This window comes from Psychrobacter sp. 28M-43 (assembly GCF_014770435.1).
In the GTDB taxonomy this organism is placed as follows: domain Bacteria; phylum Pseudomonadota; class Gammaproteobacteria; order Pseudomonadales; family Moraxellaceae; genus Psychrobacter.
Genome location: NZ_CP061739.1, coordinates 588,568 through 602,573 on the forward strand (window position 1 = coordinate 588,568; position 14,006 = coordinate 602,573).

General features: G+C 43.5%; 12 protein-coding genes and 1 tRNA gene. 9 read left to right on the forward strand and 4 right to left on the reverse strand.

Annotated elements, in window-relative coordinates:
* The first annotated feature begins 200 nt into the window (after positions 1 to 200).
* On the forward strand, positions 201 to 1,199 hold the full coding sequence (locus IEE84_RS02460) for an adenosine deaminase (protein ID WP_191114771.1): 999 nt from the start codon (positions 201 to 203) through the stop codon (positions 1,197 to 1,199).
* Between the two features lie 111 nt (positions 1,200 to 1,310).
* On the opposite strand, the gene IEE84_RS02465 is transcribed toward IEE84_RS02460, so the two are convergent.
* Positions 1,311 to 2,111: an SIR2 family NAD-dependent protein deacylase gene (locus IEE84_RS02465; RefSeq protein WP_191114772.1), complete on the reverse strand. Its 801-nt coding sequence runs from the start codon at positions 2,109 to 2,111 to the stop codon at positions 1,311 to 1,313.
* Between the two features lie 35 nt (positions 2,112 to 2,146).
* On the opposite strand from IEE84_RS02465, the gene IEE84_RS02470 reads away from it, so the two are divergent.
* Positions 2,147 to 2,509 carry a hypothetical protein gene (locus IEE84_RS02470; RefSeq protein ID WP_191114773.1) on the forward strand — a complete coding sequence of 121 codons (363 nt, stop codon included), beginning with the start codon at positions 2,147 to 2,149 and terminating at the stop codon, positions 2,507 to 2,509.
* Positions 2,510 to 2,645: 136 nt separating this feature from the next.
* Here IEE84_RS02470 and IEE84_RS02475 read toward each other — a convergent pair.
* Positions 2,646 to 2,722: transfer RNA gene (locus IEE84_RS02475), tRNA-Arg, on the reverse strand.
* Positions 2,723 to 3,089: 367 nt separating this feature from the next.
* On the opposite strand from IEE84_RS02475, the gene IEE84_RS02480 reads away from it, so the two are divergent.
* From IEE84_RS02480 to queF, 4 genes are all read left to right on the forward strand, one after another.
* Positions 3,090 to 3,731 (forward strand): c-type cytochrome, encoded by a 642-nt coding sequence (locus IEE84_RS02480; protein ID WP_224737860.1) that lies wholly within the window; start codon positions 3,090 to 3,092, stop codon positions 3,729 to 3,731.
* Between the two features lie 317 nt (positions 3,732 to 4,048).
* Entirely contained in the window at positions 4,049 to 5,011 is a 963-nt protein-coding gene (locus tag IEE84_RS02485) for an ABC transporter ATP-binding protein (RefSeq protein WP_057758608.1), read from the forward strand.
* Between the two features lie 29 nt (positions 5,012 to 5,040).
* Complete coding sequence (locus IEE84_RS02490; RefSeq protein ID WP_160023143.1) at positions 5,041 to 5,814, forward strand: ABC transporter permease; 774 nt, start codon at positions 5,041 to 5,043, stop codon at positions 5,812 to 5,814.
* Positions 5,815 to 5,882: 68 nt separating this feature from the next.
* Positions 5,883 to 6,767: an NADPH-dependent 7-cyano-7-deazaguanine reductase QueF gene (gene queF / locus IEE84_RS02495; RefSeq protein ID WP_191114774.1), complete on the forward strand. Its 885-nt coding sequence runs from the start codon at positions 5,883 to 5,885 to the stop codon at positions 6,765 to 6,767.
* A 106-nt stretch (positions 6,768 to 6,873) separates the two neighbouring features.
* On the opposite strand, the gene IEE84_RS02500 is transcribed toward queF, so the two are convergent.
* Complete coding sequence (locus IEE84_RS02500; protein WP_191114775.1) at positions 6,874 to 8,592, reverse strand: proline--tRNA ligase; 1,719 nt, start codon at positions 8,590 to 8,592, stop codon at positions 6,874 to 6,876.
* Between the two features lie 593 nt (positions 8,593 to 9,185).
* Here IEE84_RS02500 and IEE84_RS02505 point away from each other — a divergent pair.
* Positions 9,186 to 9,926, forward strand: a complete 741-nt coding sequence (locus IEE84_RS02505) for a DUF4230 domain-containing protein (protein WP_224737861.1) — start codon at positions 9,186 to 9,188, stop codon at positions 9,924 to 9,926.
* A gap of 21 nt (positions 9,927 to 9,947) precedes the next feature.
* Here IEE84_RS02505 and IEE84_RS02510 read toward each other — a convergent pair whose 3' ends face one another.
* Entirely contained in the window at positions 9,948 to 11,600 is a 1,653-nt protein-coding gene (locus IEE84_RS02510) for a cryptochrome/photolyase family protein (RefSeq protein WP_191114776.1), read from the reverse strand.
* A 201-nt stretch (positions 11,601 to 11,801) separates the two neighbouring features.
* Between IEE84_RS02510 and IEE84_RS02515 the strand changes: the two genes are divergently transcribed.
* Both IEE84_RS02515 and trpB read left to right on the forward strand, forming a co-directional pair.
* Entirely contained in the window at positions 11,802 to 12,473 is a 672-nt protein-coding gene (locus IEE84_RS02515) for a phosphoribosylanthranilate isomerase (protein WP_191114777.1), read from the forward strand.
* A 160-nt stretch (positions 12,474 to 12,633) separates the two neighbouring features.
* The gene (gene trpB / locus IEE84_RS02520; protein WP_191114778.1) at positions 12,634 to 13,908 is read left to right on the forward strand and encodes a tryptophan synthase subunit beta; all 1,275 of its coding nucleotides are present in this window, start codon (positions 12,634 to 12,636) and stop codon (positions 13,906 to 13,908) included.
* Positions 13,909 to 14,006: the final 98 nt, after the last annotated feature.

A 14,006-nucleotide genomic window follows, 5' to 3' on the forward strand; every position in this document is an offset into this window, starting at 1 on the left:
TGCGCCTTATACGGTTTTGTTAAGAAGGTTGCTTTTATAAGTAGCTTATCTATACGGTCAAAGGGTGTTGTTTTAGGTGATATGCTTTTAGTGTTAAAATGACTCTTCTGGGACAGATAATGCCTTATATATACAGTTTAATTATCCTACTGTAGAACATTCACTAGGGCTCGTCTCGATAACACCATTACTGGAATACTATGATTGAATTAATAAAGAAACTACCGAAAGCTGAACTTCATCTACATATTGAAGGTTCGCTAGAGCCTGAGCTGATGTTTAGACTGGCCAAAAAGAACAATGTAGAGATACCTTATGACAGCGTAGAAGACGTGCGCGCCGCCTATAACTTTAACAATCTTCAAAGTTTTTTAGATATTTACTATGCCGGCGCAAATGTTTTACTGACCAAAGATGATTTCTATGATTTGACGTGGGAATATATTCTTAGATGTGTCGAAGATAATGTCATTCACACAGAGATATTCTTTGATCCGCAGACGCATACCGAACGCGGCGTGCCTTTTGAAGCGGTCATCACAGGTATCAAAGAAGCGCTGGCAGATGCCAAAGCAAAATACGGTATCACGTCATGCATCATCATGTGTTTCTTGCGTCATTTATCGCAAGAAGAAGCGTTTGAGACATTAGAGCAAGCACTAGAGTATAAAGATGACATCATCGGTGTTGGCCTTGATTCATCAGAATTGGGTAACCCACCATCGAAATTCAAAGAAGTCTTCCAAAAAGCCAAAGAAGAAGGCTTTAAGTTGGTCGCTCATGCAGGCGAAGAAGCAGACTTCTCGTACATCTACGAAGCGTTAGACTTGTTGAATATCAATAGAATCGATCATGGTGTGCAGTCTATAAAAAGCCCAGAATTGATGCAAAGACTCAAAGATGAGCAAATGCCATTGACGGTTTGCCCGAACTCAAATATCGAGCTAAAGGTCTTTGAGACTTATAAAGAGCACAATATTAAAGAGCTTTTAGATTACGGTCTAAATATCAGCGTTAACTCAGATGATCCAGCGTATTTCAAAGGCTACGTGAATCAAAACTTCATCAATCTATATGAGAATCTACCGATTACGGAAGACGATGTTATTACTTTGGTAAAAAACTCGTTTAAATCGGCATTTATCAGTGATGAGTTAAAAGAAGCTTACTTAGCGAGAGTTGAGCTTGCATTGAAATAAGCTGCAACGAGTTTGTTTTTAATAGTAAAGGCTTAACGGTTTCTATAAATCGTTAAGCCTTTTTTATTGTCTATCACTCATTCATTCAGCAATATCTATAAGTAGTAGCAATTATAAAGCCGTAATCTCTGTTATAAGCAGTGGCAAAACGATTCCTGCTTTTTCTGCTAATGTGATATCGACGATAGTATTTGGCGTTGGGTCAGGGTTTATCTCAATAACTTGCGCGCCATTTTGTTTGGCTAGTTGTGCCAATCCAGCAGCAGGATAAACCAAGCTTGAGGTGCCGATACTGATAAACACTTCGCAATTAGCTGCAGCTTCTTCGGCAGTGTGCCATGCCTGCACAGGTAGAGCTTCGCCAAACCAAACAATATCTGGTCTAATATAACCGTCGCAATGCGGACAGCTAAGCAGTGATTCATCAAAACTCATGGTGCCTTGATTGTCGTATGCCGCTCTCGATTTATCTTGATAAGGTATCTCACACTGACCACAGCGGTTGCGCCACAGATGACCATGCAGGTGAGTCACTGCGCTACCCGCTTGCTCGTGCAAATCATCGACATTTTGGGTGATGAGTGTCACCTGCTGATCGGAGGTTTGCGCATGATACTGCCACTGAGCCAACGCATGATGGGCAGGATTTGGTGCTTTGTCTGCGACCATTTTTCGACGCCACTGATACCATGACCACACCAGCTTTGGATCACGAGTAAACGCTTCAGGGGTGGCCAAGTCTTCGACACCGTAGTTCTCCCACAGTCCTGTCTGTTTATCTCGAAACGTTGGGATGCCGCTTTCTGCTGAAATGCCAGCCCCAGTCAAAATGCAAATACGCTTTTTGGATGCCAGCAGTTGTGCTGCAAGTTTTACTTCTGCTATTAACGCTGGTGATAATTCTGCTAACATGAGCCAACCCTTGCTAATAATGGATATTTTTACTTATGATAGACGGAATTTGGTGGCTTGTCATATTGTTCGCTGTCATCGCAGTTTTATGGTTCGTGGCAAAATCGCGAGGTGCAAAAGCAGGCGAAAAGCATAATGGCGCAAAATCAAAAAATGCGACACCGAATGATGCGCTGCAAAAAACATCAGCGATATTAAAACAGCATTTTGCTCATTATCGAGTCACACGTAAGGCAAATCATTTACTCGTTAGCAAACAAGACAAAAAAATTGCAATGATTACGATTGATAAAAAGATTGCTGAGGGTCAGCGACGTTTGGGTGATGTGCCAGTGATTAATTATCACCGTATACCCAGCCGTGCTCAATTGACTGCCAATCTACAGGATGCAGAGTAAATTCTATATAGGTGAGAGCCTCAGAAGTATACAAGCACAGAAAAAACGCAAACATTTTGATATGTAGGTTTAATTATTATAGGTAGTTTAAGATAGTACTAAGGGAAGGGTAGAGCGAGATTGTAAACAGTATAATTGGTGCGCTCGGCGGGAATCGAACCCACGACCCTCGGCTTCGGAGACCGATACTCTATCCAACTGAGCTACGAGCGCATACGATAACGATATGTCTGACTGTCACGCTTAGATGCGCATGATAATTAGCATAAGGTGTTTAGAAATAAAGACCGCTTAGTCTAACAAATAAAAAGCATAAAGCCAATAAATGACAGTCGCGATTGAGGTTTTTTAAGAAAAAACAGCCAAGTCATTAAACAAGCATGGCAATTTACCTGCCTTTTCCCTTATAATGTTGGGGAGAATTCATATTTATAATCACCGATTGCAAGTGCGCTGGCACGCGGGATGGCTGTCTGCTATTGAGGACTTAGAGGTCGTCAAAGGAGGACAGACAGAATGTCCGAGCCGTGCTAGTACTTGTATACGTAATAAGAGAACGTGACGAATGAGAAAAGTAGTTATGTTATCGGCAGCAGCCATTCTAGGAATCGCTAGTATCGCGGTGAGCCAAGCTGAAGATGTTGTAGACACTCCTGTAACTGCGTCAGACGTAGCAGAAGGCCAAGAGGTCGTAGACGCTGCTCCTGAAACGCTAGGTGACGATACCCAAGCTGCTGCAGATACGACAGATGGTGCTGCGCCTACTGACGAAGCCGCTCCAGCAGAAGGCGAAGAAACTGCAGCAGCAGCGCCTGCCGCTGATGAAGAGCCAATTCCACAAGATACGCCGCAAGTGCAAAAGCTAATTGCTTTGTATCCTAATCTGATTGCGCGTATCCAGCCTGTTGCCAATATCTGTTTTGAAGATGATGAAGTTTGTGATGTAACGGCACGCTCATCTGGCCCAGCTGCTGGCGATGGCCCTCGTGATGGTAAAGCGGTATATAACGCTGTATGTCATACCTGTCATGCTGCTGGCTTGCTAGGCTCTCCTATCTTTGGTGATGCTGGCGCTTGGGGGCCACGTATCGCAAAAGGTAAAGATACGCTATATACCCATGCTATCAATGGTTTTAATGCGATGCCTGCCAAAGGTGGCGCGGATATTCCTGATGAAGAAGTTCAAAATGCCGTAGATTATATGGTCGCAGAAGCAAGCTAATCTTTGTTGATTACCTTTCAAGCTTTTACGATATATATCTATAAAGCGCCTATTTCAGTGATGAGATAGGCGCTTTTTCATGATGAGTATTATTAATATGGTACTTCGAATATAAGGCAGTTGAAATTCGCCATGAGTAGCCTCATTTTATGAGATTAGTTCGTTTATTACCGTACATTGTCACCTTTAGATAGTAGAGTGTGTTGAACATTCTTATACGGCTTTTGCCTATATGATAATGATAGTCGAATGTTCAACACGGCCTATTATTCTAAAATCGCATTTTATATAAATTGATAACAAATAAAGAGGTCTTCATGTCTGATGCACCAGCACTCTCCATAAAAAACCTATCCAAAACCTACGACAATGGGTTTTCGGCATTAAAAGGGGTTGATTTAACGGTACCACAAGGTGGTTTCTTTGCGTTACTTGGGCCAAACGGCGCAGGCAAATCTACCATGATTGGTATTATTAGCTCATTGTTTAAGCCAACCACCGGTAGCGTTCATATTTTCGGCACAGACCTATTAGAGAACCCTTCGATTGCCAAGCAATACCTTGGTGTTGTACCGCAAGAATTTAACTTTAATATGTTCGAAAAAGTCGAAGATATCTTGATTACGCAAGCGGGTTATTTTGGCATTCCAGCAAAAGAAGCCAAACCACGCGCAAAGAGACTATTAACAGCGTTGGGACTATGGGATAAACGCGATAGCAAATCACGTGAACTATCTGGCGGTATGAAACGTCGTCTGATGATTGCGCGAGCATTGATTCATAAGCCAAAATTATTGATTCTTGATGAGCCAACAGCGGGTGTCGATATCGAGCTACGCCGCTCAATGTGGGAATTCATGCAGCAGATTAATATCGAAGAAAACACCACTATTATTCTGACGACTCATTATCTCGAAGAAGCTGAGCAATTGTGTAAACGCATTGCGATCTTGGATCACGGTGAAATTCGTATCAATACGGAAATGAAAGAGCTACTGGCGCAGTTGTCGGTAGAGACGTTTGTATTTGATTTGGATACGCCGCTCACTGAGCAGTTGGCTCTAACAGGAGTTACAGGGGTCTCGCAACCAGATGAGCAAACGCTAGAAGTTACCTTGACAGAAGGTGAGTCACTAAACGGTGTCTTTGATCAGCTATCTGAGAAAGGTATCAGTGTGGCGAGTATGCGCAATAAAGCCAACCGACTAGAAGAGTTATTTATGCGCTTGGTAGACAAAAACATTCAGAGTGCAGATAGCATGAAGGAGGCGGGATTATGAGTCAGGAACTAATCGATCATAATAAAACAATGTCATTGAGTAAGAAGTGGATTGCATTTCGTACTATTTGGTTCAAAGAAGTGCGCCGTATTTTACGTATCTGGCCACAGACATTACTACCACCCGTTATCACGATGAGCTTGTACTTTGTCATCTTTGGTAAGATGATTGGCTCGCGTGTGGGTGAGATGGGCGGCGTGCCTTACATGCAGTTTATCGTGCCTGGTTTGATCATGATGTCGATCATTACCAACAGTTACTCTAACGTCGTCTCAAGCTTCTTTAGTGCTAAGTTCACGTCTAGTATCGAAGAGCTTTTGGTCTCACCCGTATCTAAGCATGCTATTTTGATGGGTTATATCAGTGGTGGTATCTTCCGTGGTCTGGCCATCGGTGTGATTGTCTCGATAGTGGCGCTGTTCTTTACTGATCTTGGTATCGAGCATTTATTTGTGACTATATTTACGGTACTTGGCACGTCTATCTTGTTTTCATTAGGCGGCTTTATCAATGCGGTATTTGCACGCTCGTTTGATGATATCTCTATTATCCCAAGCTTTGTACTGACGCCATTGACCTATCTTGGTGGTGTGTTTTATTCGATGGAGAATTTATCGCCATTTTGGCAAAATGTTTCGCTATTGAATCCTATCGTCTATATGGTCAACTCATTCCGTTACGGTATTCTTGGCTACTCTGATGTCAACGTTTGGTATTCGATGGCGGCTATTTTTGTGTTCTGTGCGATATTTTATACCATTGCTTATCGCTTGCTAAGTAACGGTTCACGTGTACGTTTGTAGTGTGTATTATTCGCTAAGCATATTATTATTTAGAGCAAATTTTAAACGGTTTAATATTAGGAAGACAGATGAGTATTCACGGTATCTTGGGTGAGCAAACCACAGACTATCCAACTGAGTATAGCCCAGAGACGCTATATCCGATTGCGCGCAGCATGGGACGTGATGCGATTGGTTGGCAAGACGACAAGTTAACAGTCGGTGTCGATTGGTGGCAGGCTTTTGAGATATCTTGGTTAAATCCGCAAGGTATCTCGCAAGTGGCTATCGCGCGCTTTAGCATTCCTGCTAGCTCACCGTTTATCGTAGAATCAAAGTCGCTCAAGCTATACTTGAATAGTATTAACTTTACCGAGTTTGCCAGTTGGAATGATGTACAAGCGTTGATTGCGAAAGACTTGTCAGCTTGTTTGCAAGCAGATGTACAGGTAGCGTTATTTGGTCTAAACGATGATTTAAATGGTAACGAGACAGCGTTATTGATTGCTCAGCCTGAGGGTGTTTGTATTGATGAAGCATTGGCAGGCAACACGGATAAAGTTGCATTAACTGAACGTCCTGATGCGTCGTTGCTGAGTGAAAACGAAGTAGGGGCTAGCGATGAAAGCGTGGCAAGTAATGGTACGCAGCCATATACCTTTTATTCCAATCTACTGCGTAGTAATTGCCCAGTGACCAATCAACCAGATTGGGGCACGTTGGCCGTATCGATTACAACTGATAAGCCTTTTAATAATGCAAATATGCTGCGTTATATATTGAGCTTCCGTCAGCACAATGGTTTCCATGAGCAGTGTGTAGAGCAGATATTTGCTGATTTGAGCCAATACTATCAGCCAAGTGAACTAATGGTGCGGGCGTGGTATACGCGCCGCGGTGGTATTGATATCAATCCTTGCCGTGTTAGTGATATTCGTTTATTGCCTAAGCCAAGCCGTTTAATCCGCCAGTAAGTTCTCGCTAAAAATACAATGTTAAATAGTTTTTAAGCCCATAAAAAAGCGCCTATCTCATCATGTGAGATAGGCGCTTTTTGTTGTATAGTCTTTATCTACAAGACTATTTACCGCTTACTTTTGCCATGACTTCTTCACGGCTCAGCATTTGTTTTTCAGCTTCACGGCGATTGACGTACTCATACTTGTCTTCCGCCAAGTTGCGATCAGAGACGACGATACGATGCGGTATACCAATCAACTCAAGATCAGCAAACTTAACGCCTGGGCGCTCATTACGATCGTCCAGTAGTACGTTGATACCTTGAGCTTTTAACTCTTCATACAGAGCGGTTGCCGTCTGCATGACCGTCTCTTCTTTAGACTTCATCGGGATGATGGCGACTTCAAAAGGAGCGATTGAATCATTAACCGTTGGCGTCTTCGGCCACATGATACCGTTTTCATCGTTGTTCTGCTCGATAGCAGCAGCGATGATACGGCTCACACCAATACCATAACAGCCCATCATCAAGGTGACAGGTTTGCCATCTTCGCCAGAAACTGTACAGTTCATCGCTTGTGAGTATTTATCACCCAACTGGAAGATATGACCGACTTCGATACCGCGTTTGATTTTTAGGCTGCCTTTACCATCAGGAGACGGGTCGCCTTCTTGTACATTGCGCACATCAACGATGCGAGTAATGCGAGTGTCACGTGCCCAGTTCATACCGATAGTATGTTTGTTCACTTCATTGGCACCGCAAACAAAATCTGACAACGCAGCTGCTGAACGATCAACGAATACAGGCATATCTAAATTAACGCCGATATAACCTTTGTGCAGGCCTGCCGCCTTTAGCTCTTCGTCAGAAGCTAACGTCAATGGTACGTTAGCTTCTTCGATTTTCTCAGCTTTGATAGTGTTGAGCTGGTGATCGCCGCGCAATACGATAGCAATCAGTTGTGGCTCATCATTCTCAGTATGACCATGAACGATCAAGGTTTTAACCGTCGTTTCTAACGGGATGTCCAAGTGTTCAGCAACCATTTTACAGCTGGTCATGCCTTCAGTTAGAACGTCTTCACGCTCCATTTTCGGTGGTTGACGCTCAGCAGTGCTGACAGATTCTGCTAGCTCTACGTTGGCTGCATAGTCAGATGAGTCCGAAAACGCAATATCGTCTTCGCCGCTATCTGCCAATACATGGAACTCATGTGAAGCAAAGCCACCGATAGAGCCTGTATCTGCTTGTACCGCACGGAAATCTAAGCCCAAGCGGGTAAAGATGCGTGTATAAGCGTCATACATATCATGGTAAGTTTTGGCCAATGAGGCTTGATCCACATGGAAAGAGTAAGCATCTTTCATGGTGAATTCACGTGCGCGCATCACACCGAAGCGTGGACGAATCTCATCACGGAACTTACCTTGAATCTGAAAGAAGGTAATCGGTAGCTGTTTATAACTACGTAGCTCGCCTTGTGCTAGATTGGTAATGACTTCTTCATGCGTTGGACCAAGTACAAAGTCGCGATCATGACGGTCTTTGAAGCGTAATAGCTCAGGACCATAATCATCAAAACGTCCGGTCGTCTGCCAAAGTTCAGCAGGCTGAGTCATCGGCATAAGCACTTCTTGTGCGCCGACATTTTGCATCTCTTCACGAACAATGCGTTCGACCTTTTGTAAGACGCGCAGACCCATAGGCAACCAAATATACAATCCAGAAGCAATCTTGCGGATAAGACCAGCACGCACCATCAATTGGCTTGAGGCGATGTCGGCGTCACTTGGGGTTTCTTTTAGTGTGGCAAATAAAAATTGACTGGCTTTCATAAATAAAGCGTAACCTTATCAACGATAAAAAAATAAGAAATAGTAGGATGTTGAGCGTATGGCTAATCGTTTCATTGCCGCCGCAAGCTTACCTTTATCACTTAGCAATAATCTAGGGTATTTCCTAGTTACCAACCTGCTTATATACAAAGCACATCAGTAAAAACCACTCTCATAAAAGAGAGGCAAATTTGATTTGATGTATCAATATGCCAAAAATGCGATATATTCAGGTTAAAACCCTGATAAATGCTTTAAGAATGACATTTTATTCATACAATCTGACTATGTTAGGTAAAGTTCGCCTAAGACGCAATGACTTTTTGTCTTTTCAGACCGAACGTGACACAAAGGCTTCAATAAGGGGTAAATAATTGAGCTATTCGTATGATTTTATAGCGAAAGCACTGCTTATTTTAGAGACAGTTTATTGAGATGATTGTGTAGAGGTTTATGGATAAAGTTATGTAGAGGAATGGTAGCCATTACTTGAAGTTACTGCACAATAGTCGCATTTATAGAATAAGCATCTGCTCCGTTTTTACAACGCTTTTAGCCTTACCAAACGATGCAACATTATAAAGGTAGCTTCTATGGATAATCCTGATATGAATAACGCTAATGCCACTCAAAAGCCTGCGAAACGTCCTATTGCGACAATGTCGTGGGTGATATTACTCATCGGTCTAGCAGCGATTGTCTTTGCTATTTATAGCGCGCAAAACAAACCAGAAGAAGCGCCGATAGAAACTATTACTCGCGAAGGGGTGGTTACGCAAATTCAGCAGTTAAATCGCTTACATACTGTCGCATTCAGTGTCGATACAGTGATTACGAGCGAGCGACCTGGGAGCTGGATGAAACTGTGGCAAGACGAGCAAAAGGCATTGTTTATCGCTCATGGTCGCGTAGAAGCAGGCGTTGATCTGAGTGCACTGACACCTGAGATGGTACAAGTAGTGCAACCTGCTCCAGCTAATGTGGATGAAGAGCAAGTAGCTGACACCAACTCACCAGCTGCCACTATGCCGCAAATCAATATTACTTTGCCGCCTACAGAGATATTTTCAGTATATCTAGATGATATTGATATTTATGACTGGCAGACAGGGGCTTTTGGCATGATGCAAGTCGACCCTAAGATATTGGCACAAGCACAGACCATGGCAAAAAAAGAAGTGCTTGAGCGTGCCTGCCGAGGTGATGTCATGAATATGGCATTGCAAAATGCGCAAACCCAGTTGCAGCAGCTGTTTGCACTCACGGGAGCGGTAGTGACGGTTACCACTCAGGGTGCAGGTGCATGTCAATTGCCAGTCACTACCAATAGCTAGTCTGCTGGTTGTTTTCTAAAATTAAGCTTCTTTTTTAAATTCGGCGATAGCTAACTTGCGTACTGATTTATGCTCAACCATCGGCGCAGGGTAATCGATATCGGCAAACTTACCACCTTTTGCCAGTTCTTTACGCATCTTATCTTCGTTGTGCAATATGCTATTAGGAATGTCCTTTAACTCTGGTAGCCAAGTCTTAATAAACAGAGCTTTAGGATCATGCGTATTGGCTTGGCTAAAGGGGTTCATAATGCGGAAGTAGGGCGCTGAGTCAGTACCTGTCGATGCGCTCCATTGCCAGCCGCCGTTATTGGACGCAAAATCCCCATCTATCAGCTGCTGCATAAAGTAGCGCTCACCCAAGCGCCAATCAATCAACAAGTCTTTGGTCAAAAACATCGCGGTGACCATGCGCAGACGATTGTGCATAAACCCTGTCGCATTTAGGCAACGCATTGCTGCATCGACTAATGGCACGCCTGTTTTGCCAGTGCACCATGTCTCAAAATCATCATTGTCATATGACCAATTAACCTTAGTGTCAGTATCTTCTTTATAAGCCTTATGACGGATCAGGTTTGGTTTTTCTACTAGCACATGACGATAAAAGTCTCGCCACGCAAACTCACTTATCCAGCGATTGATGTCTTCATTATCACCGTCATTGCCGTGTAGCTTTTCTTGTGCTTTGCTCGCCTGTAGATAGCAGAACCTAGGGCTGATAGAGCCTATAGTGAGATAAGCCGATAGCTGACTGGTTGCGTGCAGATGGGGGACATCACGGCTCACATCGTAATCATTGATATCATCATCGACGAATGCCTTTAGACGCTGGCAAGCGGCAGACTCACCTGCAGGATAAGCGTCTCTTGCTTGATCAAGCTGAGCTGTCATATCGATATGCTGCAACGAGTCGTTCTTTTCTAATGTCTGCTGATAGTCACTGAGTATTTTCTCACTTAGTGCTTTGATATCGTCGATTGTATTGGCAAACGTTTGCGATGATGGTAGTTTGATTTTATAATCGCTAACCACTGCGGGTGCTTCATGCATTTGGATGGTGCTGACGTCCAATGTATGTCGCCATTTTTTATAAAATGGGGTGAAGACCTTATACATGCTATCGCCATCATTGGTCGTGATGCTTTGCGGTGGCAAAATGCACTGGTCATGCCAGCGGACGAACTCGATATCGTCTTTTGCAAGTTGTTTGCTTAATTGCTCATCACGATCAATCTCATTACCTTCGTACTCGTGATTGGCCATGATGCAGCTAATTTCATTATCATTGCATAAAGTCGTGAGCGCTTCTATACAGTCAGCAAAGCTTGGACAGAGCTGTACTGTTAAAGTGATGTTCAGTTTTGATTGCAAGCCCTTTGCTAGAATAGGTAGCGCACGGGCAATATGATCGACTTGTACAAGGGACACATCGTGTGCTTGCCACTGCTCAGGCGTCAAAAAGTATACGGCAGACACTGAAGCGTTGTCTTCCTTTGCACGTTCACAAAGCGCTGCTAAAGCGATATTGTCATGAATGCGTAGGTCACGACGAAACCACATCAAGTAATGCGGTGGATTTTTGCTAGTAGCATTCTCGTCAGTATTAGTATTAGTATTAGTATTAGTATTAGTATTAGTATTAGTAGCGGCTGTCTGTGCAGTCTTAGACATCAAAGTATCCCTATATTAATCAATCGCAATCATAAACAAAACTAAGGATAAAAGTATGCTAGGATAAGTTTTTGGATGCAATGGCTTTGCCGTTTGGTTAACAAAACCTCATCACATCTAACGATTTATCTTTGGCTTGAACCTATCTGATGCCGCTATAATCGGCGTCATATTCAGTACCATGAAACGCAAGGTCACAAAATGCACGTTAAGTTTTGCGGGTTTACTCAGCTTAATGATATACAGACTGCTGCACAGTTAGGTGCAGATGCAGTGGGTTTGGTGTTTTATCCACCAAGTCCACGTGCAGTCACGATAGAGCAGGCGCAAACTCTGAGTGCTGCCGTACCTGCTTTTGTCAGCGTGGTGGCACTGGTAGTCAATATGCCCAAAGATGAGCTGATCAAATTAGCAAACAACGTCTCTTTTGATATTATTCAGTTCCACGGTGATGAAACGCCTGAGCAGTGCCAACAGCTGGCAGGCGTGATCAATAAACGCTGGATCAAAGCATTGCGTATCAATACAGAGCAAGACAGTCTCGATAGCGTTCGCGCCCAAATTAATCAATTTGCGACCGCAGGTGCCAGTAGTATTTTACTGGATGCTTATCATCAGCATAAGTATGGCGGTACAGGCGCACGTTTTGATTGGAGTCTCATTCCACATGACAGCGCACTACCAATCGTTCTGGCTGGCGGGCTCGATGCCGACAATGTTGCCGCTACATTAGATTTACCTATTTATGGCGTCGATGTGAGCGGTGGTATCGAGGTTGATAAAGGTAAAAAAGACGCTGCCAAAATGCGTGCCTTTATGAAAGCGGTCAAACGCGATCGATGGCAAAACGCTACGGTCACTGGCGTCATCTAAGTGGGTGTGTATCTAGCTATTTGCGATACGTAATCTGCTTAGTTGATCGTTATTCCGATTTTTCTGCTTAAATCTTATTAGATTGTTATCCCTTTTATTATTTTTTCTCTATTTATCTAAAGTTATCTAAAAAATACCACTTATTACAGTAGGAATTATCATGAGTCATGTCGAGAACAAAGATTTATCTGCTACCGCACAATCGGTTAATACTTTTACCAATCCTGAAAACGTACAGGACTTCAACCAGTATCCTGATGCGCGCGGTCATTTTGGTGTACATGGGGGGCGTTTTGTCTCTGAGACGCTAATGGCTGCTCTAGAAGAGCTAGAAACGCTTTATACCAAAGTAAAAGCAGACCCAGCATTCTGGGAAGAGTATCACAACGATTTGGTCAATTATGTCGGTCGTCCAACGCCGCTATATCATGCTAAGCGTTTGAGCGATGAGATTGGCGGTGCGCAAATTTACTTTAAGCGTGAAGACCTAAACCATACAGGCGCGCATAAAGTAAATAACACCATTGGTCAGGCACTGCTTGCCAAGATGTGCGGCAAAAAACGTATCATCGCTGAGACTGGTGCAGGACAGCATGGCGTAGCGACGGCGACAATTGCCGCACGCTTAGGCCTAGAATGTATCGTCTATATGGGTGCTGACGATGTCGAGCGTCAAAAAATGAACGTCTATCGTATGCGCTTGCTTGGCGCGACAGTTGTGCCCGTCACTTCTGGCTCACGCACGCTCAAAGACGCAATGAACGAAGCCATGCGTGACTGGGTGACCAATGTGGATAGCACCTATTACATTATCGGTACTGTGGCAGGCCCGCATCCTTATCCGCTGTTGGTTCGTGATTTCCAAGCGATTATCGGTAAAGAAGCACGTATTCAGCATCTAGAAAAAACAGGCAAAATGCCAGATGCCTTGGTTGCGTGTGTCGGTGGTGGCTCAAATGCTATTGGTTTGTTCTTTGACTTCCTAAACGATACTGACGTTAAAATGTATGGTGTCGAAGCGACAGGCGATGGTATCGAGTCAGGTCGTCATTCAGCACCATTGGCTGCTGGTCGTATCGGCGTGCTACATGGTAACCGTACTTACCTAATGGCAGATGATGATGGCCAGATTCAAGAGACGCATTCTATCTCAGCGGGTCTTGATTATCCTGGTGTCGGCCCAGAGCATAGCTTCCTAAAAGACATGAAGCGTGTTGAATATGTCGGCTGTACGGATAAAGAGGCGCTAGAAGGCTTCCATGAAGCAACTCGCAAAGAAGGCATCATTCCTGCGCTTGAAACTGCTCATGCCGTCGCTTATGCATTGAAACTGGCTAAAACCATGACTCCTGACCAAACGATCATCGTTAATATGTCAGGTCGCGGTGACAAGGATCTGCATTCAGTGATGAAAGCAGAAGGGATTGAGTTGTAGTAACGAGTATCTTTATAAGTTATCAAATTTATAAGTTACTAGATTTTTCTTTATAAGAAAAATTGTTTGACCTTTTATTGTTCAATATGGATTATTAA

What these genes read in the sequence shown, in the direction of transcription:
- IEE84_RS02485 (WP_057758608.1), top strand. Translation starts at nt 4,049, where the DNA reads ATGTCTGATGCACCAGCACTCTCCATAAAAAACCTATCCAAAACCTAC.
- queF (WP_191114774.1), top strand. Translation starts at nt 5,883, where the DNA reads ATGAGTATTCACGGTATCTTGGGTGAGCAAACCACAGACTATCCAACT.
- IEE84_RS02505 (WP_224737861.1), top strand. Translation starts at nt 9,186, where the DNA reads ATGGATAATCCTGATATGAATAACGCTAATGCCACTCAAAAGCCTGCG.
- IEE84_RS02490 (WP_160023143.1), top strand. Translation starts at nt 5,041, where the DNA reads ATGTCATTGAGTAAGAAGTGGATTGCATTTCGTACTATTTGGTTCAAA.
- IEE84_RS02470 (WP_191114773.1), top strand. Translation starts at nt 2,147, where the DNA reads ATGATAGACGGAATTTGGTGGCTTGTCATATTGTTCGCTGTCATCGCA.
- IEE84_RS02460 (WP_191114771.1), top strand. Translation starts at nt 201, where the DNA reads ATGATTGAATTAATAAAGAAACTACCGAAAGCTGAACTTCATCTACAT.
- IEE84_RS02465 (WP_191114772.1), bottom strand. Translation starts at nt 2,111, where the DNA reads ATGTTAGCAGAATTATCACCAGCGTTAATAGCAGAAGTAAAACTTGCA.
- trpB (WP_191114778.1), top strand. Translation starts at nt 12,634, where the DNA reads ATGAGTCATGTCGAGAACAAAGATTTATCTGCTACCGCACAATCGGTT.
- IEE84_RS02500 (WP_191114775.1), bottom strand. Translation starts at nt 8,592, where the DNA reads ATGAAAGCCAGTCAATTTTTATTTGCCACACTAAAAGAAACCCCAAGT.
- IEE84_RS02480 (WP_224737860.1), top strand. Translation starts at nt 3,090, where the DNA reads ATGTTATCGGCAGCAGCCATTCTAGGAATCGCTAGTATCGCGGTGAGC.
- IEE84_RS02510 (WP_191114776.1), bottom strand. Translation starts at nt 11,600, where the DNA reads ATGTCTAAGACTGCACAGACAGCCGCTACTAATACTAATACTAATACT.
- IEE84_RS02515 (WP_191114777.1), top strand. Translation starts at nt 11,802, where the DNA reads ATGCACGTTAAGTTTTGCGGGTTTACTCAGCTTAATGATATACAGACT.